Source organism: Streptomyces sp. NBC_01445, from assembly GCF_035918235.1.
GTDB lineage: Bacteria > Actinomycetota > Actinomycetes > Streptomycetales > Streptomycetaceae > Streptomyces.
In genome coordinates this window covers 3,423,600-3,448,841 of record NZ_CP109485.1, presented here as the reverse complement: position 1 = coordinate 3,448,841, position 25,242 = coordinate 3,423,600, and the positions used below count along the sequence as shown (strand labels likewise).

Annotated in this window: 21 protein-coding genes and 1 riboswitch; of the genes, 11 read left to right on the top strand and 10 right to left on the bottom strand. The window is 71.5% G+C overall.

The window, feature by feature from the left end; genetic code table 11:
• Positions 1 to 18: 18 nt before the first annotated feature.
• The 4 genes from OG574_RS15700 to OG574_RS15685 form a co-directional block, all read right to left on the bottom strand.
• Positions 19 to 699 (bottom strand): response regulator, encoded by a 681-nt coding sequence (locus OG574_RS15700; protein WP_100591139.1) that lies wholly within the window; start codon positions 697 to 699, stop codon positions 19 to 21.
• On the bottom strand, positions 696 to 2,405 hold the full coding sequence (locus OG574_RS15695; RefSeq protein ID WP_326773757.1) for a sensor histidine kinase: 1,710 nt from the start codon (positions 2,403 to 2,405) through the stop codon (positions 696 to 698). Before OG574_RS15695 ends, OG574_RS15700 begins: the two co-directional genes overlap by 4 nt.
• Positions 2,406 to 2,538: 133 nt before the next feature.
• A complete protein-coding gene (locus OG574_RS15690; RefSeq protein ID WP_326773756.1) occupies positions 2,539 to 3,492 on the bottom strand; it encodes a sucrase ferredoxin in 954 nt (317 codons plus the stop codon).
• A gap of 16 nt (positions 3,493 to 3,508) precedes the next feature.
• Positions 3,509 to 4,789 carry a citrate synthase gene (locus OG574_RS15685; RefSeq protein ID WP_326773755.1) on the bottom strand — a complete coding sequence of 427 codons (1,281 nt, stop codon included), beginning with the start codon at positions 4,787 to 4,789 and terminating at the stop codon, positions 3,509 to 3,511.
• Between the two features lie 98 nt (positions 4,790 to 4,887).
• Here OG574_RS15685 and OG574_RS15680 point away from each other — a divergent pair, with 98 nt between their 5' ends.
• Positions 4,888 to 6,054, top strand: a complete 1,167-nt coding sequence (locus OG574_RS15680; RefSeq protein WP_326773754.1) for a citrate synthase/methylcitrate synthase — start codon at positions 4,888 to 4,890, stop codon at positions 6,052 to 6,054.
• A 51-nt stretch (positions 6,055 to 6,105) separates the two neighbouring features.
• On the opposite strand, the gene OG574_RS15675 is transcribed toward OG574_RS15680, so the two are convergent.
• Together OG574_RS15675 and OG574_RS15670 are read right to left on the bottom strand one after the other, a co-directional pair.
• Positions 6,106 to 6,342, bottom strand: a complete 237-nt coding sequence (locus tag OG574_RS15675) for a hypothetical protein (RefSeq protein ID WP_100591144.1) — start codon at positions 6,340 to 6,342, stop codon at positions 6,106 to 6,108.
• A gap of 169 nt (positions 6,343 to 6,511) precedes the next feature.
• Positions 6,512 to 7,066 carry a DUF6082 family protein gene (locus tag OG574_RS15670; RefSeq protein WP_326773753.1) on the bottom strand — a complete coding sequence of 185 codons (555 nt, stop codon included), beginning with the start codon at positions 7,064 to 7,066 and terminating at the stop codon, positions 6,512 to 6,514.
• A 332-nt stretch (positions 7,067 to 7,398) separates the two neighbouring features.
• Here OG574_RS15670 and OG574_RS15665 point away from each other — a divergent pair, with 332 nt between their 5' ends.
• Entirely contained in the window at positions 7,399 to 8,559 is a 1,161-nt protein-coding gene (locus OG574_RS15665) for a CobW family GTP-binding protein (RefSeq protein WP_326773752.1), read from the top strand.
• On the opposite strand, the gene OG574_RS15660 is transcribed toward OG574_RS15665, so the two are convergent.
• Positions 8,556 to 11,012 carry a DNA gyrase/topoisomerase IV subunit A gene (locus OG574_RS15660; RefSeq protein ID WP_326773751.1) on the bottom strand — a complete coding sequence of 819 codons (2,457 nt, stop codon included), beginning with the start codon at positions 11,010 to 11,012 and terminating at the stop codon, positions 8,556 to 8,558. The two genes, OG574_RS15665 and OG574_RS15660, sit on opposite strands and share 4 nt — an antisense overlap.
• Before the next feature lie 241 nt (positions 11,013 to 11,253).
• Here OG574_RS15660 and OG574_RS15655 point away from each other — a divergent pair, with 241 nt between their 5' ends.
• From OG574_RS15655 to OG574_RS15640, 4 genes are all read left to right on the top strand, one after another.
• Positions 11,254 to 12,663 carry a M16 family metallopeptidase gene (locus OG574_RS15655; RefSeq protein ID WP_326778502.1) on the top strand — a complete coding sequence of 470 codons (1,410 nt, stop codon included), beginning with the start codon at positions 11,254 to 11,256 and terminating at the stop codon, positions 12,661 to 12,663.
• Positions 12,660 to 14,045, top strand: coding sequence for a M16 family metallopeptidase (locus OG574_RS15650; protein ID WP_326773750.1), 1,386 nt, complete (start codon positions 12,660 to 12,662; stop codon positions 14,043 to 14,045). Before OG574_RS15655 ends, OG574_RS15650 begins: the two co-directional genes overlap by 4 nt.
• A 196-nt stretch (positions 14,046 to 14,241) precedes the next feature.
• Positions 14,242 to 14,397, top strand: a riboswitch (cyclic di-AMP (ydaO/yuaA leader).
• 13 nt (positions 14,398 to 14,410) lie between these two features.
• Positions 14,411 to 15,199: a M23 family metallopeptidase gene (locus OG574_RS15645; RefSeq protein WP_326773749.1), complete on the top strand. Its 789-nt coding sequence runs from the start codon at positions 14,411 to 14,413 to the stop codon at positions 15,197 to 15,199.
• Between the two features lie 261 nt (positions 15,200 to 15,460).
• Positions 15,461 to 16,147 carry a GntR family transcriptional regulator gene (locus OG574_RS15640; RefSeq protein WP_326773748.1) on the top strand — a complete coding sequence of 229 codons (687 nt, stop codon included), beginning with the start codon at positions 15,461 to 15,463 and terminating at the stop codon, positions 16,145 to 16,147.
• A gap of 193 nt (positions 16,148 to 16,340) precedes the next feature.
• Here the strand turns inward: OG574_RS15640 and OG574_RS15635 are convergent, their stop codons facing one another.
• The gene (locus OG574_RS15635; protein WP_326773747.1) at positions 16,341 to 16,622 is read right to left on the bottom strand and encodes an HPr family phosphocarrier protein; all 282 of its coding nucleotides are present in this window, start codon (positions 16,620 to 16,622) and stop codon (positions 16,341 to 16,343) included.
• 177 nt (positions 16,623 to 16,799) lie between these two features.
• Here OG574_RS15635 and OG574_RS15630 point away from each other — a divergent pair, with 177 nt between their 5' ends.
• The 4 genes from OG574_RS15630 (at position 16,800) to OG574_RS15615 (ending at position 22,178) form a co-directional block, all read left to right on the top strand.
• Positions 16,800 to 19,622, top strand: a complete 2,823-nt coding sequence (locus tag OG574_RS15630; protein WP_326773746.1) for a bifunctional acetate--CoA ligase family protein/GNAT family N-acetyltransferase — start codon at positions 16,800 to 16,802, stop codon at positions 19,620 to 19,622.
• Positions 19,623 to 19,715: 93 nt separating this feature from the next.
• The gene (locus OG574_RS15625) at positions 19,716 to 20,303 is read left to right on the top strand and encodes a DUF5998 family protein (protein WP_326773745.1); all 588 of its coding nucleotides are present in this window, start codon (positions 19,716 to 19,718) and stop codon (positions 20,301 to 20,303) included.
• Positions 20,303 to 21,490: an alkaline phosphatase family protein gene (locus tag OG574_RS15620; RefSeq protein ID WP_326773744.1), complete on the top strand. Its 1,188-nt coding sequence runs from the start codon at positions 20,303 to 20,305 to the stop codon at positions 21,488 to 21,490. Before OG574_RS15625 ends, OG574_RS15620 begins: the two co-directional genes overlap by 1 nt.
• Before the next feature lie 37 nt (positions 21,491 to 21,527).
• The gene (locus OG574_RS15615) at positions 21,528 to 22,178 is read left to right on the top strand and encodes a thymidine kinase (RefSeq protein WP_326773743.1); all 651 of its coding nucleotides are present in this window, start codon (positions 21,528 to 21,530) and stop codon (positions 22,176 to 22,178) included.
• 17 nt (positions 22,179 to 22,195) lie between these two features.
• On the opposite strand, the gene OG574_RS15610 is transcribed toward OG574_RS15615, so the two are convergent.
• Positions 22,196 to 22,993, bottom strand: a complete 798-nt coding sequence (locus OG574_RS15610; RefSeq protein ID WP_326773742.1) for a VOC family protein — start codon at positions 22,991 to 22,993, stop codon at positions 22,196 to 22,198.
• 249 nt (positions 22,994 to 23,242) lie between these two features.
• Between OG574_RS15610 and OG574_RS15605 the strand changes: the two genes are divergently transcribed.
• Positions 23,243 to 24,097 (top strand): sulfurtransferase, encoded by an 855-nt coding sequence (locus OG574_RS15605; RefSeq protein WP_326773741.1) that lies wholly within the window; start codon positions 23,243 to 23,245, stop codon positions 24,095 to 24,097.
• 70 nt (positions 24,098 to 24,167) lie between these two features.
• On the opposite strand, the gene sepH is transcribed toward OG574_RS15605, so the two are convergent.
• On the bottom strand, positions 24,168 to 25,238 hold the full coding sequence (gene sepH, locus OG574_RS15600; protein ID WP_326773740.1) for a septation protein SepH: 1,071 nt from the start codon (positions 25,236 to 25,238) through the stop codon (positions 24,168 to 24,170).
• Positions 25,239 to 25,242: the final 4 nt, after the last annotated feature.

The window sequence follows — 25,242 nt, the reverse complement described above, 5'->3', positions numbered from 1 at the left end:
CAACTCGAAGTATGTGCCTCAGGTGCGGGTCGCCCAGACATAACGGTGTTCCGGGCGACCCGCATCGCCGTACTTGAGGGTCAGGCCGGCCCTGCCGGTGCGTTCCAGGAGCTTCAGGTAGCGCTGGGCCGTCTGCCGGCTCAGACCCGTACGGTCCGCGACCTCCTGCGCCGAGAGCGGGCCCTCCGCGTCCACCAGCGCCCTGCGGACGAGCTCCGCCGTGCTGAGGGAGTGCCCCTTCGGGAGGTCCGGCTCGGTGTCGGCCGAGAGGGCCCCGAAGATCCGGTCGACCTGCGCCTGTTCGGCCTCGCCGCCGCCGTCCAGGGTGCGGCGCAGCCCCGCGTACGCCTCCAGCTTGGCGCGCAGACCCGCGAACGCGAACGGCTTGACCAGATACTGCAGCGCCCCGAGTCGCATGGCGGCCTGCACGGTGGAGACGTCTCGCGCCGCCGTCACCATGATCACGTCGGTCTGGTGGCCGCGGCGCCGGATCTCCTGAACGGTCGCCAGACCCGTCTCGTCCGGCAGGTAGTGGTCCATGAGGATCAGGTCGATCTGCGGCCGGGCCTCCACCTCGCGCAGGGCCTCGGCCGAGCTGTGCGCCTCGGCCACCACGCGGAAGCCCGCCACCTTCTGCACGTAGGCCGCGTTCACGCGCGCGACGCGGATGTCGTCGTCCACGACCAGCACTTCGATCATCGCGGGTCCTCCTTCGTGGGGGTGGCCATGGCATCGGCGGCGGTGCCGGCCGTGGTGGTCGCGGGTGCTTCGCCGGCCTCCTGCGCGAGGCCCGGATCCGTGAGCGCCTCGGGCAGGACGACGGTGAACTCGGCGCCCCCGCCGTCCGGTTCGCCGACGTGGACGCTGCCGCCCTGCCGTTCCGCGAGCCGGCGCACTAGGGGCAGGCCGATGCCGCGCTTCCCGTGGGAGGGCAGCTTCTTGGTCGACCACCCCTCTGTGAAGATCAGCTCCCGTCGGGCGGCGGGGATGCCGGGTCCGGTGTCGCGTACCCGCAACTCCACTGTGTGGTCGTCGGTCGCCCGTACATCGACCTCCACGCGCGCGTGGGGGGTGCCCGCGACCGCGTCCACCGCGTTGTCGACCAGATTCCCGACGATCGTGACGAGTCCCCGCGGGTCGATCAATTGATCGGGGAGGAGTGTCCTGTCGGAGATCCACAGCGCGACTCCTCGCTCCGCGGCCACCGTCGCCTTGCCGACCAGGAGCGCCGCAAGCAGCGGGTCGTGCACCTTCTCGGTCACCTGCTCCGCGGTCGCCCTGTGATCGCCGACCACCTCGCCGACAAACTCGACGGCGTCGTCGAACATCTCCAGTTCGAGCAGGCCGAGCAGCGTGTGCATGCGGTTGGCGTGCTCGTGGTCCTGGGCACGCAGGGCGTCGATCAGGCCGCGCGTCGAGTCGAGTTCGCGGCCCAGCTGCTCCAGCTCGGTGCGGTCCCGGAGGGTGGCGACGGCGCCGCCGTCGTCCGTGGGCATGCGGTTGGCGATCAGGACGCGCTGTCCGCGGACGGTCACGAGATCCGTGCCCGTGGCCCGGCCCGCCAGCACATCGGTCGTACGACCCGGGCCCAGGGCGTCGTCGAGCGACTGCCCGAGCACCTCGTCGCCGATGCCCAGGAGCCGGTGCGCCTCGTCGTTGAGCAGCCGGATCCGGCCGCTCCGGTCCAGCGCGACGACGCCTTCGCGAATGCCGTGCAACATGGCCTCGCGCTCCGACAGCAGCCCCGAAATATCGGAGAACGCCAGGTCACGGGTCTGCCGCTGAACCCGGCGCGAGATCAGGTAGGCGGCCAGCGCGCCCACCGCGAGGGCGCCGCCCGCATACGCGAACAGACCCGGAATGGCGTGGATGAGCCGCGCCCTGACGCTGTCGTACTCGATGCCCACGGAGACGGCCCCGACGATGTCGCCCTGAGCGTCCCGCAGGGGAACCTTTCCGCGCGCGGAGCGGCCCAGGGTGCCGCTGTCGATCTCCATGACCTCGTGGCCCGCGAGCGCCTCGCTCGGGTCCGTGGAGACGATCCTGCCGACCTCTCCCGGATCCGTGTGGGACCAGCGGACGCCTTCCTTGTTCATGATCACTACGTACTCGGCGCCACTGGCCCGGCGGATCCGCTCGGCCTCCCGCTGGACGGGACCGTCGACCGTGGGACGTGAATGACGCAGGTCCTCGGCGATGCTCGGCTGGGCCGCGGTGGTCTGCGCGATGGCGAGCGCGCGGCGCATCGCCTGGTCGTCGAGCTGGTCGCTCAGCGGCGCGAGGAAGAGCCCCGTCGCGAGCACGGCCACCCCGGCGGCGATCGCCACCTGCATCAGCAGCACCTGCGCGAAGACGCGCCGCGGCAGGCCGAAGCGCAGCCGGCGAGTGGGGGGAGTGGGGCTCATATGAAGAACGGTAAGGGGGCGCGCGGGCTACTCCGTAGCGGATGTGGCGGGTATCTCGCATCTCGCGACCTGGGATGCGCCTCGCACGGGGTGGTGGGGTGCCGCGAGCGGCTGAGGGGGCGGGGCCGCCGGGTCAGCCGCTCGCGCTGAGGGGGCCTGTGACGACGGGCGCGGCCTCGTCCACCGCGAGTACGTCCATGCGCGCCGGAGTGCCCAGTGCGGCACCGCAGCTTTCGGGGCGGGGCGGCTGCGAAGCGCTCTGTGCAACGGTGACGTGCCAGCGGCGGCCGTCCGTGTGGGCGACGGTCACTTCCCAGAGCGGAGCCACGGGTCCCTGCGCCACGCCCTTCGTGTGGACGACACTCAGCACTCCTGCGTCATCGATTCCCGCAGACGTGCGCACGGCGAGCTCGGCGGCCTGCCCGGGCCGCTCCCACGCGGAGTTCCCGCGGCACCCGTCGGTGGCGATCCGGCCGGCCCGTACCGCGTCGAGGGTGCCCCTGACGTGCCAGGCGTCGGCACGGCCGTACGCGTACCCGTAGGGCAGGACGAGGAGCGTGGGGGAGAAGCGGTGGCCGCCGAGGTGGGTGACCTCCCAGACGCCGTCCTGTCCGGACGCGGCGAGGTCGGCGGCCAGAGGCCGGCCCAGGAGGGCGCAGCAGCGGTCGCGCTTGCCATTGGTGCAGACGAGGGCGAGCGGCGCGCCCTCGTGCGGCGCGCCGAAGCCGCGGTGATCACCCGCTCCGAGGGCTACGAAGTCGAGGGCGAGCAACGACTGCGGGGACTCGGTCATGGTGCCGCGCAGCCAGGTGTTCCCCGGAATGGTGTGGGCCACATACACATGGCGCCGGGTGGCGGCATGGAAGTCGGCGTGCCGGCCCGGGCGCCGGATGAGGGCGACGCGTACGCCGGTCCCCTCCGCGGCCGCCTCCAGGGCCCTGCCGAGCGCCGGGTCCAGATGGCTGGACGTCAGCGCCTTCACACCCCAGGGGCCCGGCTGCTCGATCAGCAGCCAGGTACTCGCGGTGGCGGCGGTCCCCGCGAGAGGCTCGTTCAGGTCCTGCGAGGCGGTCGTACACGTACTCACGTAGGGGAGCCTAACCTCACTTGGCCGGCAGTGGGGCGTCGGGCACGGGCAACGGCTGAGGCGGGCGCCGTCCCACGTACTGGCCGCTCGGCCGCATCCGCAGCGGGCGCTCGCCGTACTCCTCCAGGGCGTGCGCGATCCAGCCCGCCGTCCGGGCCACCGCGAATACGGTCTCGCCGGCCTCGGCGGGCATGCCGCACGAGACGGTGAAGACCGCGAGGGCGAGGTCCACATTGGCGTGGAGGTCGGTGTGGCGGGCGGTCGTCGTCACGATGTCACGGGCTGCGGCGAGTGCCGAGTGGGCCTGCGGGATCTCTTCGAGGAGGGCGAACAGGGCCTGAGCGCGCGGGTCCTCACCCCGGTACAGGCGGTGGCCGAGACCCGGTACGCGGCGCCCGGCCCGCAGTTCGTCCGCCACCACGGGGGCCGCGCTGCCGCGGTCGAGGACTTCGAGGAGCATGCGGTGCGCGAGTCCGCTGGCGGCGCCGTGGAGCGGCCCCTCCAGGACGCCGAGGCCCGCGGACACCGCCGCGTACGCGTGCGCGCGCGCCGACGCGGCGACCCGGACGGCGAGCGTCGACGCGGCGAGGTCGTGGTCGACAAGGAGCCCAAGCGCCGTGTCCAGTGCATGCAGTGACGGATCGTCGGGTTCGCGTCCGGAGAGGCGACCCCACAGGCGCTGTGCGAGCGGCCCGCCGTCGCGGTGCGTGTGCCGTACGGGCGGCAGGGCGGTCACCAGTGTCGGGATGAGGGTGCGGGCCGTGCCGAGTACGGCCTCTTCGGAGAGGTCGAAGCGCAGCGGATCGGCGACGGCGGCGGCCACCGCGGCGACCCGCAGACGGTCGACGGGACTGCTGTGTTCCGGCAGGGCCCCCACAGCGCGCCGGGCCGCTGCGAGCGACTGCCGGGGAGCGGTGAACCGGACCCCCGGCCGCAGCACCCCCGTCCACAGCCACTCGGCGACCTCTTCGTAGCTGTGATGCGCCGCGAGCTCGGTCGCGTCGACCCCGCGGAAGTAGTAGCGGTCCTCGTCGATCAACGTGATGCGGGTGCGCACCGAGAGCTCGCTAGGGGCCGAACCGGCCGTGGGTTCCCGCCTGTTGCGCTGCGCGAGCGCCTCCACCTCGGCCGCGTCGAACGTGCTGCCGCGCGAGCCCGGCGCCGCCCGGCGGCTGCTGAGCTGACCGCGGCTCACGTACGCGTACACGGTCTCGGGCTTCACGCCCAGCAGTTCGGCCGTCTCCTTGGTGCTGAGCCGCCGGGCTTCCCGCGCGGGTGCGGGTTCGTGATCCGTCATACGCGCCACCGTATATCCGCATCGCTTGCATTGATTCAATCAATATTGACAGACATTAAGTCAAGCATGGACAGTCGAATCAAGTCCAGGGAGGAAACATGCCGATCAACGGGACCACGGCCGCCCCTGTCGACGTACCGCGGGGACTCGCGGGCGTCGTCGTCACCGACACCGAATTGGGTGACGTCAGAGGGCGTGAGGGCTTTTACCACTACCGCCAGTACTCGGCCGTCGAGCTCGCGCAGACCCGCAGCTTCGAGGACGTATGGCACCTGATGATCCACGGCGAGCTGCCTGACGCCGCGCGTTCCGCGGCCTTCGCCACGCGCACCGCCACCCTGCGCAGGCTGCCCGACGACGTGCGGGCCGCGCTGCCTGTGATCGCCCGCGCCGGAGCGCTCTCCGGCCCGCTCGCCGGGCTGCGCAGCGCTCTTTCGCTCTTCGGTGCCTCGCAGGGCTTCCGCCCCGTGTACGACATCGACGAAGGGCGGAGGCGCGACGACACGCTGGCCGCCGCGGCGGTCGTGCCGACGCTGCTCACGGCGCTGCACCGGCTCGGCGACGGGCTCGAACCGGTCGAGCCGCGCGACGACCTGTCGTACGCGGCCAACTACCTCTACATGCTGACGGGTTCGGAGCCGGAGCCCGCTCACGCCCGTGCCATCGAGCAGTACCTGATCTCCACCATTGATCACGGCTTCAATGCGTCAACGTTCACGGCGAGGGTCATCACGTCGACCGGTGCCGATGTCGCAGCCTGTCTCGTCGGCGCCGTGGGGGCGCTCTCCGGGCCGCTGCACGGCGGTGCCCCGAGCCGCGCGCTCGACACGCTCGACGCGATCGGCACACCGGACCGGATCGACGGGTGGATCCGCGAGCGGGTCCTCGCGGGTGACCGGATCATGGGCTTCGGTCACCCCGTCTACCGCACGGAGGACCCTCGCTCGCGGATGCTGCGGGGTATCGCCGAGGGGTTCGGCGGGCCGATGGTGGAGTTCGCCGTCGAGGTCGAGCGCCATGTGGAGTCGATCCTCGCGGAGCTGAAGCCGGGGCGGGAACTTCACACGAACGTGGAGTTCTACGCGGGCGTGGTCATGGAGCTGTGCGGGTTGCCGCGCACGATGTTCACCCCCACGTTCGCCGCTGCGCGGGTGGTGGGGTGGAGCGCCAACATCCTTGAGCAGGCACGGGACTCAAAGATCATCCGCCCGGCGGCGCGGTATGTGGGACCGGCGGCTCCGGTGCCGGTGCCAGTCGTGTCCTGAACGCGCCGGAGCCCGGCCCTTCGTGGGGGCCGGGCTCCGGGAAGCGGCGGGCTAGGCGTCCGGGATATCGGCCTTCGCGCGCACGAGCGTTTCGCGGCTGACGATCACGATGCGCTCGTAGTCGGCGCGCGCCGCATCAGGCGGAAGCTCCTTGTCGAGCTCCGCGGTGGCCTCTGTCCCGATGACGGCGAAGTTCCCGTCGCTCAGCTCGAACAGGTCAGGGCAGGTCGCCCCTGACGCACTGCCACGTTCGCGCGGAGGCACACCGATGCGGCGCACGATCTTCAAGGGGTACCGGTCCTTAGGGAAGGCATAGCTCTGGCACGTTCCGGGTCAGGCTAGTGCGCCACCTGCGGCCTGTGGGGCGCATGCGAACGGAAGTTGAGGAATTTTGGGGCAGATGGGCGTGCGAGATCACCGGTGTGGGTGAAGGGGCTCGTTGACAGCCAGCTGGGGCTCAGAATGTCGGAGGTTCCCCGACGACCCACCACTCGTCCGTGTCCGCCTCTTCCAACTCTTCGTAGAGCCTGTCTGCCAGGCGTCCGAGCCGGGCTTCGTCGGACGAGTGCTTGAGGGCGATTCGGTGGTTGCGGGTGGCTTCCCAGTACTCGCGAAAGACCGGGCTCTGGAAGAAGTCGCGGAGGTGGCCGTACACCTGCTCCTGGTCGACGAGGCCTGACTGCTCCAGGTGGAAGAGGTTGACGTACCAGGCATTCGCATAGAAGTACTGGCGCAACTTCTCGAGCGGAACATCCGCGCCGTACGTGTTGATCACGACCGCGAGGGACGGGTCGTCGATGGCCTTGACCAGTAGTGCCCAGTGCATGCGTTGCTGATGGGCACGTGCGCGGCGGCGCTCGGCCACCTCGTCCCGCTCCAGCTGCTCGGTACGCAGGCGCGCCTCCTCGCGGCGCCGCTGCTGCTTCGCGAAGGCCGACGTGGCCCCGCCGAGAGCGAACCCCGCCAGCGCGGCGGCACTCAACGCCCATATCCCATTACTCTGTGTGGCCATGTCAACCCCCGGTTCAGGCGACCGTCCGCCGGTCGTCGGGTGCGGGGCGACGGGAAAGGACCGGCGAGCGGTGGGCGGCGCGCTTGCCGCCCCCCAGGGTGCCGAGCGGCGCTGGTCGGCGGGGAGGCGGAGAGGAGGCACACGGAGGGAAGCAGGGGTCGCTCGTCCGGGCGCCATGCCTGTCGTGTGCCCAGCCCGCGACGCTAACAATCGTTCACTTCGCGGTGTTTCTACGCGCTCGTATCCTGGGGCGGCATTCATTCGTCGTAAGAACGCCGGTATGCGCGTCGGTATGAGACCGGCGTGCGCGTCGGTATGAGAGAGGTCGCGCGTTGAGTCAGTCGAGGCGGGAGCTTCCGCAGCAGATCCCGGTCGTCGTGCTTGCCGGGTTCCTGGGCTCCGGCAAGACCACCCTGCTGAACCATCTGCTGCACCACGGCGGCGGCACGCGGATCGGCGCGATCGTCAATGACTTCGGCTCCATCGAGATCGACGCCATGGCCGTCGCCGGGCAACTCGGCGACTCCACCGTCTCCCTCGGCAACGGGTGCCTGTGCTGCGCCGTCGACGCGAGCGAGCTCGACGAGTACCTGGACCGGCTCACCCGGCCGTCGGCCCGCAACGGCATCGATGGCATCGATGTGATCGTGATCGAGGCGAGCGGGCTCGCCGAGCCGCAGGAGCTCGTGCGCATGGTGCTCGCCAGCGAGAATCCGCGGATCGTGTACGGCGGTCTGGTCGAGGTCGTCGACGCCGTCGAGTTCGACGCGACACGGGAACGCCACCCCGAGCTCGACCGGCATCTGGCCATCGCCGACCTCGTGGTGGCCAACAAGGCCGACCGGATCCCGGAGACAGAGCACCGGCGCGTCCTGGAGCGCGTGCGCGGGCTGGCCGGAGGCGCGGCAGTCGTTCCCGCGACGTACGCGCGCGTGGACCCCGAGTTCCTCTTCGACTGCCGGCCGACGGGGGAGCGGATCGGACAGCTGTCGTTCGACGACCTGCACCGACATCACGAAGACGGTCCCGACAGCGACAGCGACAGCGACAGCGACAGCGCAGGCGGAGGCCGAGACGGGCACGGCGAGCACGACGTGCACGACGGACATCTGCACTCCGCCTACGACAGCGTCTCCGTCGAGTCCGAAGTGCCGCTCGATCCACGCCGGTTGATGACGTTCCTCGACAGCAGGCCCGAAGGTCTCTACCGCATCAAGGGGTACGTCGACTTCGGTGCGGCCGACGCGCGCAACAAGTACACCGTGCACGCCGTCGGGCGGTTCCTGCGGTTCTCGCCGGAGCCCTGGACTCCAGGGGAGCCGCGCCTCAGCCGGCTCGTCCTCATCGGCGCCGGGATCGACGCCCCGCGGCTGAGCAAGGAACTGACCGCCTGCGCCCAGGACGCCCCGCACACCTATGCCGACGAGCACAGCATGTGGGGCGTCCTGAGATACGTACAGGAGCCGAGCGACGCGGAAAGCGACGCGGGCTAGACCGGTCCCGCCACCACCGAGACCGTCTTCGCGAGGGAGACGCCCGAGCCGTCGCGGCGCGGGTCGACCTCGGGCAGCTCGGCCGGGGTACCGTTCTTCTGCGCCGCGCGGGCCGGTGTCGGGCCCGCCCAGCCCAGGCTCAGGCAGTCCTCGCCCTTCAGGAAGCGCTGACAGCGCACGCCGCCCGTGGCGCGCCCCTTGCGCGGGTACTGGTCGAACGGGGTGAGCTTCGCGGTCGTCTGGACGGAGTCGTCGAGCGTGCCGCGCGACCCGGCCACCGTGAAGACGATCGCGTCGACAGCCGGATCGACGGCGGTGAACGAGATCACCTTGGCGCCGTCGGTCAGCTTGATGCCCGCCATGCCGCCCGCGGCCCGGCCCTGCGGACGTACCTGCGACGCCTGGTAGCGGAGCAGCTGTGCGTCGTCCGTGATGAAGACGAGGTCCTCCTCGCCGGTGCGCAGCTCAACGGCGCCGACGATGCGGTCACCGTCCTTCAGGCCGATGACCTCCAACTCGTCCTTGTTAGCCGGGTAGTCGGGCACGACGCGCTTGACCACGCCCTGCTCGGTACCGATCGCCAAGCCGGGGGACGACTCGTCGAGGGTGGTCAGACAGACCACCTTCTCGTCCGCCTCCAGCGACGACAGGAACTCCGTGACGGGAGCGCCTCCGGAGAGGTTCGGTGCCGAGGCCGTCTCCGGGAGCTGCGGCAGGTCGATGACGTTGAGCCGCAGCAGGCGCCCCGTGGACGTGATCGCCCCGATCTCGCCGCGTGCCGTCGCCGGCACCGCGGAGACGATCACGTCGTGCTTGGTGCGCCTGGCGTCCTCGTCGTCCCCGAACGGTTCGGCGTTCGCCGTGCGCGCGAGGAGGCCCGTGGACGACAGGAGTACGCGGCACGGGTCGTCGGCGACCTGGAGGGGCACAGCGGCGACCGCCGTGCCCGCCGACTCCAGGAGGACGGTGCGGCGCTCGGTGCCGAACTTCTTTGCCACCGCCGCCAGTTCGGCCGAGACGAGCTTGCGAAGCTCGGCGTCGGAGTCGAGGATCCCGGTCAGCTCGTCGATCTCGCCGTTGAGCCGGTCGCGCTCCGTCTCCAGCTCGATGCGGTCGAACCTGGTGAGGCGGCGCAGCGGCGTGTCCAGGATGTACTGCGTCTGGATCTCGCTCAGCGAGAAGCGCTCCATCAGGCGCTCCTTCGCCTGTGCGGAGTTGTCGCTGGAGCGGATGAGGCGGATGACCTCGTCGATGTCCACCAGCGCGACGAGGAGGCCTTCGACCAGGTGCAGCCGGTCCCGCTTCTTCGTACGGCGGAACTCGCTGCGGCGGCGCACGACCTCGAAGCGGTGGTCGAGATAGACCTCCAGGAGCTCCTTGAGGCCGAGGGTCAGGGGCTGGCCGTCGACCAGCGCCACATTGTTGATACCGAAGGACTCCTCCATCGGCGTCAGCTTGTAGAGCTGCTCGAGGACGGCCTCCGGCACGAAGCCGTTCTTGATCTCGATGACCAGCCGCAGGCCGTGCTGGCGGTCGGTGAGGTCCTTGACGTCCGCGATGCCCTGGAGCTTCTTCGAGCCGACCAGGTCCTTGATCTTCGCGATGACCTTCTCGGGGCCCACCGCGAAGGGCAGTTCGGTGACGACGAGGCCCTTGCGGCGCGCCGTCACGTCCTCCACGGAGACCGTGGCGCGGATCTTGAAGGTGCCGCGGCCCGACTCGTAGGCGTCCTTGATGCCGGACAGGCCGACGATCCGGCCGCCCGTCGGCAGGTCGGGGCCCGGGACGAACTTCATGAGCGTCTCGAGGTCGGCGCCCGGGTGCCTGATCAGGTGGCGCGCGGCGGCGATGACCTCGCCGAGATTGTGCGGCGGCATGTTCGTCGCCATACCGACGGCGATGCCGGACGCGCCGTTGACCAGGAGGTTCGGGTAGGCGGCCGGCAGGACGGCGGGCTCCCGCTCCTGGCCGTCGTAGTTCGGCCCGAAGTCGACCGTGTTCTCGTCGATCGACTCCGTCATCAGCGACGTCGCCGGGGCCATCCGGCATTCGGTGTACCGCATGGCGGCCGGCGGGTCGTCGTTCCCCAGGGAGCCGAAGTTCCCGTGGCCGTCGACCAGGGGGAGGCGCATCGAGAACGGCTGGGCGAGCCGCACCAGGGCGTCGTAGATCGACGCGTCTCCGTGCGGGTGCAACTTACCCATGACCTCGCCGACGACGCGGGCGCACTTCACGTAGCCGCGGTCGGGGCGCAGGCCCATCTCGTTCATCTGGTAAACGATGCGCCGGTGCACGGGCTTCATGCCGTCACGGGCGTCCGGCAGGGCCCGGGAGTAGATCACCGAGTACGCGTACTCGAGGAAGGAGCCCTGCATTTCGTCGACAACGTCAATGTCGAGGATCCGCTCCTCGAAGTCGTCGGGAGGCGGGGTCTTCGTGCTGCGGCGGGCCATCGCTGCTGCGGCTCCTTCACAGATGCTGCCGGGGCATGTACGAGAATCTGACGCGCACCATTGTGGACCGCCCCACTGACAACGCCGACCGCGACCCGTCCGTAGGGCGTTCGGTGCTCGCTCTCGGCGTACCCAGTGCGGGAACTTCGCCAGGCGTCAGAACGCTTGCATACAGTGGCAGAACTGGCAGCACATCTGCAGTTTCCGCGATAGTTCAGCGATCGAAGGGACGTACATGCCCATGGGTCACACGGCCACCGCCGAGGCCGGCTCCGGCGGCCTGACAGCGACCGAGCACCGCCTCGCCAACGGCCTGCGCGTGGTGCTCTCCGAGGACCACCTGACCCCGGTCGCAGCCGTCTGCCTCTGGTACGACGTCGGCTCGCGCCACGAGGTCAAGGGCCGCACGGGCCTGGCTCATCTCTTCGAGCACCTGATGTTCCAGGGCTCGAAGCAGGTCCACGGGAACGGGCACTTCGAGCTGGTGCAGGGCGCCGGCGGCTCGCTGAACGGGACGACGAGTTTCGAGCGCACCAACTACTTCGAGACCATGCCGACCCACCAGCTGGAGCTCGCGCTCTGGCTGGAGGCCGACCGGATGGGCTCCCTCCTCGCCGCGCTCGACGAGGAGTCGATGGAGAACCAGCGCGACGTCGTCAAGAACGAGCGCCGTCAGCGCTACGACAACGTTCCGTACGGGACCGCGTTCGAGAAGTTGACCGCCCTCGTCTACCCGGAGGGCCACCCGTACCACCACACGCCCATCGGCTCCATGGCCGACCTGGACGCGGCCACCCTGGAGGACGCGCGGAACTTCTTCCGTACGTACTACGCGCCGAACAACGTCGTGCTTTCGGTCGTCGGAGACATCGACCCCGAGCAGACGCTGGTCTGGGTCGAGAAGTACTTCGGCTCCATCCCGCGCCACGACGGCAAGCAGCCCCCGCGCGACGGCGCCCTGCCCGACCTGATCGGTGAGGGCGTGCGCGAGGTCATCGAGGAGGAGGTCCCGGCCCGCGCGCTGATGGCCGCCTACCGGCTGCCGCAGGACGGTACGCGCGCGTGCGACGCGGCCGACCTGGCCCTGACGGTCCTCGGCGGCGGCGAGTCGTCCCGGATCTACAACCGTCTCGTACGGCGCGACCAGACCGCCGTCGCCGCCGGGTTCGGTCTCCTGCGGCTCGCGGGCGCGCCCTCCGTGGGCTGGCTGGACGTGAAGACGTCCGCCGACGTCGAGGTCCCGGTCATCGAGGAGGCCGTCGACGAGGAGCTCGCGCGGTTCGCAGCCGACGGGCCCACCCCGGAGGAAATGGAGCGCGCCCAGGCCCAGTTGGAGCGCGAGTGGCTCGACCGGCTCGGCACGGTCTCGGGCCGCGCCGACGAACTGTGCAGGTTCGCCGTCCTGTTCGGCGACCCGCAGCTCGCCCTGACCGCCGTCCAGCGCGTCCTCGACGTCACCGCCGAGGAGGTCCAGGAGGTGGCCAAGGCCCACCTGCGTCCCGACAACCGCGCGGTGCTCGTCTACGAGCCCACGGCCCCCGAAGAGGCCGACGCGACCGCCGAAGCGTCCAGCACGGACGAGGCCGCGGACGAGACCGTCGGCGAGACCGCAGACGCCATCGAGACCGCAGACAAGGAGGCCGGCAAGTGACCGAGCTCGCGACCATGGACTTCCACCCGCAGCCCCAGGCCGGCACGGCCAGGCCGTGGGCCTTCCCCGCGCCCGAGCGCGGCACCCTCGACAACGGCCTGACGGTGCTGCGCTGCCACCGCCCGGGCCAGCAGGTCGTCGCGGTCGAGATCAACCTCGAAGCGCCCCTGGAGGCCGAGCCCGCCGGGCTCGACGGCGTCGCCACCATCATGGCGAGGGCCTTCTCCGAAGGCACCGACAAGCTCGCCGCCGAGGAGTTCGCCGCCGAGCTGGAGCGCTGCGGCGCGACGTTCGACGCGCACGCCGACCACCCCGGCGTACGGGTCTCCCTGGAGGTGCCCGTCTCCCGCCTGCCGAAGGCGCTCGGCCTGCTCGCCGACGCCCTCAGGGCGCCCGCGTTCGCGGACAGCGAGATCGAACGCCTCGTGCGCAACCGCCTCGACGAGATCCCGCACGAGACGGCGAACCCGGGCCGCCGCGCCGCCAAGGAGCTCTCGAAGCAGCTCTTCCCGGCCACCGCGCGCATGTCCCGCCCGCGCCAGGGCACCGAGGAGACCGTCGCGGCCGTCGACGCGGAGGCCGTACGTGCCTTCTACGACCGGCACGTGCGCCCCGCCACGGCCACCGCGGTCGTCGTGGGCGACCTCGCGGGCCTCGACCTCGACGCGTTGCTCGCGGACACACTGGGCGCCTGGACGGGGAACACGGCCGAGCCGCGCCCCGTACCGCCCGTGACGGCCGACGACACCGGCCGTGTCGTCATCGTCGACCGGCCGGGCGCGGTGCAGACGCAGATCCTGATCGGCCGCGTCGGCGCCGACAAGCACGACCGGGTGTGGCCGGCGCAGGTGCTCGGCACGTACTGCCTGGGCGGCACCCTCACCTCCCGCCTGGACCGTGTCCTGCGCGAGGAGAAGGGATACACCTACGGCGTGCGGGCGTTCGGCCAGGTGCTGCGCTCGGCGCCGGACGGGACGGGCGTCGCGATGCTCGCCATCAGCGGCTCCGTGGACACGCCGAACACGGGTCCGGCGCTCGACGACCTCTGGAAGGTGCTGCGCACGCTCGCGGCGGAGGGCCTCACCGACGCCGAACGGGACGTGGCTGTACAGAATTTGGTGGGCGTCGCCCCGCTCAAGTTCGAGACCGCCGCGGCCGTCGCGGGGACGCTCGCCGACCAGGTCGAGCAGCACCTGCCGGACGACTTCCAGGCGGAGGTGTACCGGCGGCTCGCCGCGACGGGCACCGTGGAGGCCACCGCGGCCGTCGTGAGCGCCTTCCCGATGGACCGTCTGGTGACGGTGCTCGTCGGTGACGCCGCGCAGATCGAGGAGCCCGTCAGGGCGCTCGGCATCGGAGAGGTGACCGTCGTCACGGGCTGACCGTGACCGGTGTGCAACGAGGGGCCCCGGTGGGTGAGATGACCACCGGGGCCCCTGTTTGTCTGAATTGAACCAGTGGTTGCCTGTCTGCCCTGTGGCATGCGCTACAAAAGCCCGGTTCCGTTTGTTGATTGAAAGTTGCCCCGCTTAGCGTCGGTCCGGCTGTCCGCCAGAAGCACGCCGCGCCCGTGGCACCGGACAGTCATCGCCGAGTCCCCCAAGGCGCGAGCCGGGGGAGCCGGGGACCCACCGTCCCTGGGGTGAATCGGACGCCCTTCCCTGAAGGGGGTCCGTAGGAGACCTTCCTGCTCCGAACCCGTCAGCTAACCCGGTAGGCGAGAAGGAAGGAAAGGATCAGCCACCCCATGGCGTTCACCCGTGCGACCGGGAAGCACCGTCGCCCGAGCCGTCTCACGCGCACCACCGCGCAGGTCGCCGGCGTCGCCGCGCTCACCACGACCGGTGTCATCGGAGGCCTCGCCGCCCCCGCCTTCGCCGCCGACGACGCGGCTGTGGAGCAGACCGGCCTGACCAAGGCCATCGCCATCGGTGACTCCCTCGCGGAGCAGATCGACGCGCAGGCCGCCGCCCAGCAGCAGGCCGCCGACGAGGCCGCCGCGAAGAAGAAGGCCGAGGCCGAAGCCGAGAAGAAGGCCGAGGAGGACCGGCGCAAGGCAGCCGCCAAGGCCAAGGCCGAGCGCGAGGCCAAGGAGCGCGCCGCCCGTGCGGCCGAGCGCAAGCGCCTGAACGCCTTCGTCATTCCGGTCACCGGCTCGTACGTGTCCACCGCGTACAAAGCGAGCAGCGGCCTGTGGTCCTCCGGCAGCCACACCGGCATCGACTTCCACGCCGCCAGCGGCACCTCGGTCCACGCGGTGGGCGCGGGCACGGTCGTGGAGGCCGGCTGGGGCGGCGCCTACGGCAACAACATCGTCATCAAGATGAACGACGGTACGTACACGCAGTACGGCCACCTGTCGTCCATCGGTGTCTCCGTCGGCCGGACGGTCACCCCGGGGCAGCAGATAGGCCTCTCCGGAGCGACCGGCAACGTCACGGGCCCGCACCTCCACTTCGAGGCGCGCACGAGCCCCGAGTACGGCTCGGACATCGACCCCGTCGCGTACCTGCGCTCCCACGGCGTGAACGTCTGACCTTCGCCGCGCACCTCGCGAAGACGCACCGAATGCCCCGGCTCACCGAGCCGGGGCATTCGTCGTTCCCGGACCCGCTTGTTCCCGGCCCGCTTCTTCCTGACGCCGGTGTCCAAAAAATATCCATGGATTACGGCCTGCCGTCGGAAATTCGCGCCCGCTGGAATAGAGTCGCTGGACAGGCGAGCTGAACAGACGTCAATCGCGCTGTACGGGCGACTATCGACCGCGTTTCGCGGGGATTAAGGCGGAGGTCGGGGCATGCGCATTCCGGCGCACTCGGTATGCACGGCGATCCGCGACGACATCGTCTCCGGTGTCTACGAGCGCGGCGGCAGACTCACCGAGGAGGTGCTCGCCCGCCGCTACGGCGTCTCGCGCGTCCCCGTGCGCGAGGCATTGCGCACGCTGGAGGCCGAGGGCTTCGTCGTCACCCGCAGGCACGCGGGTGCGTGCGTCGCCGAACCCTCCGCGCAGGAGGCGGCGGATCAGCTGGAGATCCGCATGCTCCTCGAACCGCTCGCAGCGGCCCGCGCCGCGCAGCGCCGCACCGAGGCGCACCTGAAGGTCCTGCGGGGCCTGGTAAGGCTCGGCCAAGAGCGCTCCAGGCGAGGTCAGAGCGAGGATCTGCGCTCGCTGGGCAGTTGGTTCCACGAGACGCTGGCGCAGGCGTCCGGCAGCCCGGGGCTGATCACGATGCTCACCCAGCTCCGCCACAAGATCGCGTGGATGTACACCGTCGAGCAGCCCGCGCGGCCCGCCGACTCCTGGGCCGAGCACGGGGCGATCGTCGACGCCGTGGCGCGCGGTGACGTGGAGCGCGCGCGGGCGCTCACGGCGCAGCACACGGAGCGCGCCGCGGCCGCTCACCGCATGCGCGCCCCCCGTGCGGGTGGCCGTGTGAGGACTTCGCAACATCCCGTCAACACAGTGGGGCTTCAGCATTAACAGAGGCGCCGTATACAAAGAGGGCGGCTCATTTCCAGGGGCTCTGTTTCCGCTGCCCCGGAATTCTGAGAACAGAGCCGCAGAAAGCAAAAGGGTCTGCTCGGAAAATCCGAACAGACCCTTTATGCGGCGCGATCTTCTGTGAGCAGGAGACGGCGCCCAAGAATCGGGAGACCCGGTACAGGGGCCCGTACTAGACGGTCTCGGGAAGCTCCTCGAGCCCCTCGGCGACCAGCTTGGCCAGACGGTCGAGCGCGATGTCCGCACCCTCGACGTCGGAGGCCAGGACGATCTCCTCGCCGCCGCCGGCACCCAGGCCGAGCACCGCGAGCATGGAGGCGGCGTTGACGGGGCTGCCGTCGGCCTTGGCGATCGTCACGGGGACGCCGGCCGCCGTGGCCGCGCGGACGAAGATGGAGGCGGGGCGGGCGTGAAGGCCCTCGGCCCAGCCGACGTTGACGCGGCGCTCAGCCATGTGATGCTGCCCTTCAGGATTCTCACAGTTGTCTAGACCAGTCTGCCACATCGGTGGACGTGCCCGATGTGAGCCCTGCGTACCGCCCGCACACGCCCGTCGGCCCTCACAGAGTGCCTTCGGCCCGCTCGCGCCGCGACCCGTACGACTGTCACCGCTGCGCCGTACGCTGGCCCCATGCAGACCCCGTCGGACCGGCACGCATACCCCGCCCACTGGGAAGCAGACGTGGTGCTGCGCGACGGCGGCACCGCGCGCATCAGGCCCATCACCATCGACGACGCCGAGCGGCTCACGAGCTACTACGAGCAGGTCTCCGACGAGTCGAAGTACTACCGCTTCTTCGCGCCGTACCCGCGTCTGTCCGCCAAGGACGTCCGCCGGTTCACCCATCACGACTACGTGGACCGGGTGGGTCTCGCGGCCACTGTGGGCGGCGAGTTCATCGCGACTGTCCGCTACGACCGCATCAACGCCCAGGGAATGCCCGCCTCCGCCCCCGCCGACGAGGCCGAGGTCGCCTTCCTCGTGCAGGACGCCCACCAGGGCCGGGGCGTCGCGTCCGCGCTCCTGGAGCACATCGCCGCCGTCGCCCGTGAGCGCGGCATCCGCCGCTTCGCCGCCGAGGTGCTGCCCGCCAACACCAAGATGATCAAGGTGTTCACGGACGCCGGGTACACCCAGAAGCGCCACTTCGAGGACGGCGTCGTCCGCCTGGAGTTCGACCTCGAACCCACCGAGGCCTCGCTCGCCGTGCAGCGCGCCCGCGAGCAGCGCGCCGAGGCCCGCTCGGTGCACCGGCTCCTCGCCCCCGGCTCCGTCGCCGTCATCGGCGTGGGCCGCACGCCCGGCGGAGTCGGCCGTAGCGTCCTCGACAACCTCCGCGACGCCGGGTTCACCGGCCGCCTCCACGCCGTGAACAAGGCGTTCCCCGACGACCTGAGCGACCTCGACGGCGTCCCCGCCCACCGCTCCGTCCACGACATCGACGCCGCCGCGGCCGTCGACCTGGCCGTCGTCGCGGTTCCCGCGGAGCAGGTCCCCGACGTCGTCGCCGAATGCGGCGAGCGTGGCGTGCAGGGGATCGTCGTGGTCTCCGCCGGATACGCCGAGTCCGGCAGCGAGGGCCGCGCCCGCCAGCGCGAACTGGTGCGCCAGGCCCGCTCGTACGGCATGCGCCTCATCGGGCCGAACGCCTTCGGCGTCATCAACACCTCGCCCGAGGTGCGGCTCAACGCGTCGCTCGCGCCCGAGATGCCGCGCGCGGGCCGCATGGGCCTGTTCGCCCAGTCCGGAGCCATCGGTATCGCGCTGCTCGCCCGCCTCCAGCGGCGCGGCGGCGGCGTGACCGGAGTGACAGGTGTGTCGACGTTCGTCTCCGCCGGCAACCGCGCGGACGTGTCCGGGAACGACGTACTCCAGTACTGGTACGACGACCCCGACACGGACGTCGCCCTGATGTACCTCGAATCCATCGGCAACCCGCGCAAGTTCACCCGCCTCGCCCGCCGCACGGCCGCCGCGAAGCCCCTCGTCGTGGTGCAGGGCGCCCGGCACAGTGGCATCGCGCCCCTCGGCCACGCAGTCCGCGCCACGCGCCTGCCGTACGCCACCGTCTCCGCCCTGCTGCGCCAGGCGGGTGTCATCCGCGTGGAGACCATCACCGAACTCGTCGACACCGGCCTGCTGCTGGCCCGCCAGCCCCTCCCGCCGGGCCCCCGCGTGGCGATCCTCGGGAACTCGGAGTCGCTCGGCCTCCTCACGTACGACGTCTGCCTCGCCGAGGGCCTGCGGCCGAAGCCGCCGCGGGACCTGACGACCGCGGCGTCCGCCGAGGACTTCCACGCGGCGCTCACGGAGGCGCTCGCGGACGACAAGTGCGACGCGGTCGTCGTCACGGCCATGCCCGCGGTGGGGGAGTCGATCGCCGAGGACACGGCGCTCGCCGAGGCGCTCAGCTCGGCCGCCGCAGGGACCCCCACCAAGCCGGTCCTGGTCGTGCACGTCGAGCTCGGCGGCCTCGCCGAGGCGCTCTCCGCGGCCACCAGCACCGGCCCGCGCGCGCTCGCCAAGACCCCGGGTGGCCCCCCGGCCGGACGCCCGCCCACGGACGAGCCCGCCCCCACGCCCGCGCTCATCCCCGCCTACCCCGCGGCCGAGCGCGCCGTCCACGCCCTCGCCGAAGCCGTCAAGTACGCCCAGTGGCGGCGCGACGCCGCGGAGCCCGGCAAGGTCCCCGAGTACGACGGGATCGACGAGACGGGCGCCGCCGAGCTCATCACCGCGCTCCTCGCGAAGGACGACGACCCGCGCGGCGCCGAGCTCGCCCCCGAGGACGCCCGCGCCCTCCTCGCCCGCTACGGGATCGACGTACGGCAGACCCTGCCCGCCCCCGGACCCGACGAGGCGGCCGCCGCCGCGCGCACCCTCGGCTACCCCGTCGCCCTCAAGACGACCGCCCCGCACCTGCGCCACCGCGCCGACCTCGGAGGAGTACGCCTCGACCTGGCGAACGAGGAGGAGCTGCGCCGCGCCTACGAAGAACTGTCCGAAACGCTCGGCAAGCCCGAGGAGCTGCGGCCCGTCGTCCAGGCCATGGCACCCCGGGGCGTCGACACCGTCGTCCGCGCGGTCATCGATCCGGCCGCAGGCGCGGTGCTCTCCTTCGGGCTCGCCGGTGCCGCCTCCGAGCTGCTCGGCGACACCGCGCACCGGCTGATTCCGGTCACCGACCGGGACGCCCAGTCGATCGTCAGGGGCATCAAGACCGCGCCCCTGCTCTTCGGCTGGCGCGGCTCCGCGCCCGTCGACACGGCCGCGCTCGAAGAGGCGCTGCAACGGGTCTCGCGGCTCGTGGACGACCACCCCGAGGTCGTCGCCGTCTCCCTGGAGCCCGTCGTCGTCGCCCAGAGAGGCCTGTCGGTCCTCGGCGCCTCGATACGGCTCGCCCCGCCGCCCGCCCGCGACGACCTCGGCCCGCGCACCCTGCCCGCGTACTGAGCAGACCGGTGAGACGAGCCCCACATACGGGTGTTTTCCGTACCCGTCCACAGGCGCACCGCGAGCCCCCCGCCGGGCTTTAGGATGGGTCCCATGGCCAAGACCAGTACGACGACCCAAGGGCTTCGAGCGGCGATCGAGCGCAGCGGCTACTACCCGGCCCTCGTGGCCGAGGCGGTGGAGGCCGCGGTCGGCGGCGAACCCATCGGGTCGTATCTGGTCCACCAGGAGACCACCTTCGACTCGAACGAGGTCCGCAGGCACGTCACCGTGCTCGTCCTCACCGGCACCCGCTTCATCGTCAGCCACACCGACGAGCAGGCCGCCGACAACACGTCGCCGACGCCGTACGCCACGACGTCCACCGAGTCCGTGAAGCTCGGCCGGATCTCGTCGGTCGTGCTCAGCCGCGTCGTCGCCAACCCGGAGAAGTACGTTCCGGGCACCCTGCCCCGCGAGGTCGTGCTGACCATTGGCTGGGGCGCCGTCGCCCGCATCGACCTGGAGCCCGCGGCCTGCGGCGACCCCAACTGCGAGGCGGACCACGGGTACACGGGCAGCTCGACGGCCGACGACCTGAGCCTGCGCGTCAGCGAGACCGGGGACGGTCCCGACACCGTCCGTCAGACCCTCGCCTTCGCCCAGTCCCTGTCCGAGGCCACCGCGGCGACCGCGCGCTGATGGCCATGCCCAGCTGGGACGACGTGGAGCCGCTCGCCGTCCGGTCCGCCCCCGTGCCCGAGTACGGCGCCGGCTCCCTCGCCGACCTGCTGCCCACCCTCGGCTCCCACGTGGGGGTCCCCGACTGCGCTCCGGCGATACCCGAGCTCGCGCCCGCCGACCGCGCGTGCGTGTTCCTGATCGACGGGCTCGGCTGGCAGCAGCTCCAGGCCCATCCCGACGAGGCGCCGTTCCTGACCTCGCTCCTCGCGTCCTCGCGCGGCGGCACCGGCCGCCCGATCACCGCGGGCTACCCGGCGACCACCGCGACCTCGCTCGCCTCCGTCGGCACGGGCCTGCCGCCCGGCGCGCACGGCCTGCCCGGCTACACGGTCCGTAACCCGGACACCGGCGAGCTGATGAACCAGCTCCGCTGGATCCCCTGGACCCAGCCGCACGTCTGGCAGCCGTACCCGACGATCTTCCAGCGCGCCCACGAGGCCGGGGTGCACACCGCGCAGGTCTCCGCCCCCGCGTTCGAGTCGACCCCTCTCACGAAGATCGCCCTCAGCGGCGGCACCTTCCGCGGGCGTCTCTCCGGCGAGGACCGCATGGACCTGGCCGCGGAGCAACTGGCGGCGGGCGACCGGTCGTTGGTGTACACGTACTACAGCGAGGTCGACGGCAAGGGTCACCGCTTCGGCGTCGACTCCGACCCGTGGCGCGGCCAGCTCATGTACGTCGACCGCCTCGCCCAGCGCCTCGCCGAGCAGCTCCCGCCGCGCAGCGCCCTCTACATCACGGCCGACCACGGCATGATCGACATCCCGTTCGACGAGCAGTCCCGCATCGACTTCGACGAGGACTGGGAGCTGCGCGCAGGCGTCGCCCTCCTCGGCGGCGAGGGCCGCGCCCGCCACGTCTACGCGGTGCCGGGCGCCGAGTCCGATGTCCTGACCGTGTGGCGCGAGGTGCTCGGCGAGCAGTTCTGGATCGCGAGCCGGGACGAGGCGATCGAGGCGGGCTGGTTCGGCCCGCACATCGACGAGCGGGTCTACGCGCGCCTGGGCGACGTCATCGCGGCCGCCCACGACGACGTGGTGATCATCGCCTCGGAGCGGGAGCCCAAGGAGTCGGCCATGGTCGGCAACCACGGCTCGATGACCCCCGCCGAGCAGCTCGTACCGCTGCTCGAAGTACGCTCCTGATCGTCCCCCACCACCGCGGAAAGGCCCTCAACTCCCCATGCCCGAGCTTGTGTTCTTCTCCGGAACGATGGACTGCGGAAAGAGCACCCTGGCTCTCCAGATAGAGCACAACCGCTCGGCACGCGGCCTCAAGGGCATGATCCTCACGCGCGACGACCGGGCCGGCGAGGGGAAACTCTCCTCGCGCCTCGGCCTCGTCACCGACGCCGTCGAGGTGGCCGACGACCTCGACGTGTACGCGTACGTCGTCGACCAGCTGTCCCAGGGCGGCCGCGTGGACTACGTCATCGCGGACGAGGCGCAGTTCCTCGCGCCCGACCAGATCGACCAGCTCGCCCGCGTCGTCGACGACCTCGGCCTCGACGTCTACGCCTTCGGCATCACGACCGACTTCCGGTCCAAGCTGTTCCCCGGCTCCCAGCGCCTGGTCGAACTCGCCGACCGCGTCGAGGTCCTCCAGGTCGAGGCCCTGTGCTGGTGCGGTGCCCGCGCCACGCACAACGCCCGCACGGTGGGCGGCCGGATGGTCGTCGAGGGCGCCCAGGTCGTCGTCGGCGACGTAGACCGGAGCGACGACGAGGTCGGCTACGAGGTCCTCTGCCGACGCCACCACCGCAAGCAACTGACAAGCGCCACTGCGCACGCGGCGGCCCTGTCACCCGAAGTCCTGCCGGTCGCCTCGGCCTGAGCTGTCTCAGGCGTCCGTCAGGAGGCCCCCTGGCCCTCCTCGCGCGGCGCTGACCGTACGAGGGTGAACACCGCGCCCTCCGGGTCCGCGACCGTCGCCAGGCGGCCCTGGGAGCCGTCGCGTGCGGGCTTCAGGACGTGGCCGCCGAGCTCCTCGACCAGGGACACCGACTCGTCGACGTCCGCCACCTCGAAGTACGTCATCCAGTGCGCGCCCCGGTCGCGGGGGAGCGCCTGGCCCACGCCGTGCACCGATGCCACCGGGGTGCCGTTGAGGTGCAGCGTCAGATAGTCGAAGTCGGCGGAGACGACGGCCTCTTCCTCGTAGCCGAAGGTCGCCTCGTAGAACTTGGCGACGCTCGCCGTCTCCTGGGTCACCAGTTCGTTCCACGCCGGTGCCCCCGGCACCCCGGTGAGCGCCATCCCCAGATGCTCCGCCGCCTGCCAGATGCCGAACACGGCGCCCGCCGGGTCCGACGCGATGGCCATCCGGCCCGCCTCCCCGGCGTCGAGCGGGCCGACGCCGACGGTGCCGCCGCAGTGGCGGATGCTTTCGGCCGTGGCGTCCACGTCGTCCGAGGCGAGGTACGGGGTCCAGGCGACGGGCAGGTGGCGGTCGGGCGGCATCTGCCCGATCCCGGCCACCTCATGGCCGTCGAGCAGGGCCCGCACGTAGGGGCCGAGCTGCTGCGGTCCCGGCCGGAACTCCCAGCCGAACAACGCCGCGTAGAACTCCTGGGTCGCCGCCATGCCGTGCACCATGAGACTCACCCAGCACGGGGTGCCCGGCGCGCGCCTGGCTGCTGCCTCGGTCATCGTCACTCTCTCCTCGGAACAAAATCACGTGTCGCAACGCGCCCGAGCTGATGGTGGCACTCCGTGCCGCGCGACGCCCATCGGCCGCGCCGCCCCGGCCGGATCCTCGCACGAGGATGCCGGTGAGATGTCCGCATCCATTGCCGCGCCACGGCCTCGCGATGTCCGGTCGGTCAACGCTCGGTAGTCGATCGTGCACGCTAGCCGACCGACGGCGCTCGGGCCAGAGCATGAGCAAGGATGGCCCCCATGAATGCCATCATCTCCGCAATCGAACTCGCGAGCGAGTCGACCGGCGTGGCCCCGCCGGTCATCCTCGACATCCGCTGGCAGCTGAGCGTTGCCAAGGCGGCGGGCGCCCCGGCCTTCGACGGACGGGCCGCATACGAGGCCGGGCACATCCCCGGCGCGGTCTACGTCGACCTCGACGCCGACCTCGCGGGACCGGCCGGAGCGGCAGGTCGGCACCCCCTCCCGGATGTGGCGTCCTTCGGCGCCGTGATGCGGCGGGCCGGCGTGTCGGCCGACCGGGACGTGGTCGTGTACGACGGCGGGCAGGGCTGGGCCGCCGCGCGCACCTGGTGGATGCTGCGCTGGACGGGTCACCCGTCCGTGCGAGTTCTCGACGGCGGCCTCGGTGCGTGGGAAGGGCCGCTGGAGACCGCGGTGCCGTCGCCCGTGCCGGGCACGTTCGAGCCCGCGCCGGGCGCAGTGGCGCTCCTGGACGCCGACGGCGCGGCCGCGCTTGCGCGTTCGGGGATCCTGCTCGACGCCCGCGCCGCCGAGCGCTACCGGGGCGACGTGGAGCCGATCGACCGCGTCGGCGGTCACATCCCGGGCGCGGTGTCCGCGCCGACGTCGGAGAACGTGGCGCAGGACGGCCGGTTCCTGCCCGCAGACGCGCTCGCCTCCCGCTTCAAGTCCCTTGGCGCGTCCGGGGATTCGGGCGAGGTCGGCGTGTACTGCGGCTCCGGCGTCTCGGGCGCCCACGAGGTGCTCGCCCTCGCGGTGGCGGGCATCGACGCGGCGCTGTACGTCGGTTCGTGGTCCGAGTGGTCCTCGGACGAGTCACGCCCCGTGGCGACCGGCCCCGATCCGCAGTAGGGCTTCGGCAGGTGAGTACGCGAGAGGCCCGCGCCGATGGGCGCGGGCCTCTTCTGCGTACCGCTTGCGGCTAGTCCTGCTTCTTGCGGCGCGTGCCGAAGACGATCTCGTCCCAGCTCGGGACGGCCGCGCGCCGTCCGGGACGGACCCCGTCGGCCTCGGCCTGGCGGTCGGTGGTGCCGGTGAGACGGTCTCGGTGTCCCGCGACGCTGCGCGGCATGAGGACGTCCGCGTAGGCGGAACCCGCTCCCGCGGACGCGGCGGGCGCCGGGGGCTCCTCCGCCTCGGCGGGCTCCGGCTCGTCCGTGACGGGATCGGGTGCGGGCACAGTGGGGCGCTCGGGCACCACGATGTCGCCGCGGTAGCTGGGTACGGCTTCCAGAAGGCTGGTCAGCGAGTCACGCTCGGCGGCGGAGACGGCCGCCGGGCTCTCCTCGGTGATCTCCGGTGCGGGGGCCGGCAGCGAGGGGCGCTCCAACTGCCGGTCGAGGGCCCGGTCGAGCGGGCGGTCGCGGGGCAGCCTCGCGATGCGCGGCACGAACGGAAAGCTGGGTTCCGGCGCGGCGATGTCGTCGGTCTCGCCGATGAGCGAGCGCGCCTCGTCGTCGACGGCCTGGACGAGCCGCCGGGGCGGGTCGTACGTCCAGCTCGCCGAGTGCGGCTCACCCGCGACCAGGTAGACGAGCAGGACCTCCCAGGTGCCGTCGTCGCGGCGCCACGAGTCCCACTGGACGGTCTCCTTGTCGGCGCCGCGCAGCAGCAGACGCTCCTGCACCGCCTCGCCGAGCTGGGGGCCCGCGTTCTCGCCGGGACGGCGTACGGGGGTCTTCCTGGCGCGCTCGGCCATGAAGGCGCGCTCCGCGAGGACAGGGCCCTCGAAGCGGCGGACGCGGTCGACGGGGATGCCGGCGAGCTGGGCCACCTCCTCGGCGGAGGCACCGGCACGTATACGCGCCTGAATGTCGCGGGGGCGGAGATGGCTCTCCACCTCGATCTCGATCTGGCCGAGGCGCGGACGGTCGCCGCGCACGGCGGCCCGGAGGCGCTCGTCGATCGGAAGCGTGTACTCCGTGCTGTCCGCAGCCTTCAGCACCAGCCGTGTGCCGTCGTTAGAGACGGCCACGACACGCAGTTCGGGCATGGGG

Coding starts and splice junctions, on each gene's coding strand:
- OG574_RS15700 (WP_100591139.1), bottom strand. CDS start 699: ATGATCGAAGTGCTGGTCGTGGACGACGACATCCGCGTCGCGCGCGTG.
- OG574_RS15695 (WP_326773757.1), bottom strand. CDS start 2,405: ATGAGCCCCACTCCCCCCACTCGCCGGCTGCGCTTCGGCCTGCCGCGG.
- OG574_RS15685 (WP_326773755.1), bottom strand. CDS start 4,789: ATGACGGATCACGAACCCGCACCCGCGCGGGAAGCCCGGCGGCTCAGC.
- OG574_RS15680 (WP_326773754.1), top strand. CDS start 4,888: ATGCCGATCAACGGGACCACGGCCGCCCCTGTCGACGTACCGCGGGGA.
- OG574_RS15670 (WP_326773753.1), bottom strand. CDS start 7,066: ATGGCCACACAGAGTAATGGGATATGGGCGTTGAGTGCCGCCGCGCTG.
- OG574_RS15660 (WP_326773751.1), bottom strand. CDS start 11,012: ATGGCCCGCCGCAGCACGAAGACCCCGCCTCCCGACGACTTCGAGGAG.
- OG574_RS15655 (WP_326778502.1), top strand. CDS start 11,254: ATGGGTCACACGGCCACCGCCGAGGCCGGCTCCGGCGGCCTGACAGCG.
- OG574_RS15645 (WP_326773749.1), top strand. CDS start 14,411: ATGGCGTTCACCCGTGCGACCGGGAAGCACCGTCGCCCGAGCCGTCTC.
- OG574_RS15640 (WP_326773748.1), top strand. CDS start 15,461: ATGCGCATTCCGGCGCACTCGGTATGCACGGCGATCCGCGACGACATC.
- OG574_RS15635 (WP_326773747.1), bottom strand. CDS start 16,622: ATGGCTGAGCGCCGCGTCAACGTCGGCTGGGCCGAGGGCCTTCACGCC.
- OG574_RS15630 (WP_326773746.1), top strand. CDS start 16,800: ATGCAGACCCCGTCGGACCGGCACGCATACCCCGCCCACTGGGAAGCA.
- OG574_RS15625 (WP_326773745.1), top strand. CDS start 19,716: ATGGCCAAGACCAGTACGACGACCCAAGGGCTTCGAGCGGCGATCGAG.
- OG574_RS15620 (WP_326773744.1), top strand. CDS start 20,303: ATGGCCATGCCCAGCTGGGACGACGTGGAGCCGCTCGCCGTCCGGTCC.
- OG574_RS15615 (WP_326773743.1), top strand. CDS start 21,528: ATGCCCGAGCTTGTGTTCTTCTCCGGAACGATGGACTGCGGAAAGAGC.
- OG574_RS15610 (WP_326773742.1), bottom strand. CDS start 22,993: ATGACCGAGGCAGCAGCCAGGCGCGCGCCGGGCACCCCGTGCTGGGTG.
- OG574_RS15605 (WP_326773741.1), top strand. CDS start 23,243: ATGAATGCCATCATCTCCGCAATCGAACTCGCGAGCGAGTCGACCGGC.
- sepH (WP_326773740.1), bottom strand. CDS start 25,238: ATGCCCGAACTGCGTGTCGTGGCCGTCTCTAACGACGGCACACGGCTG.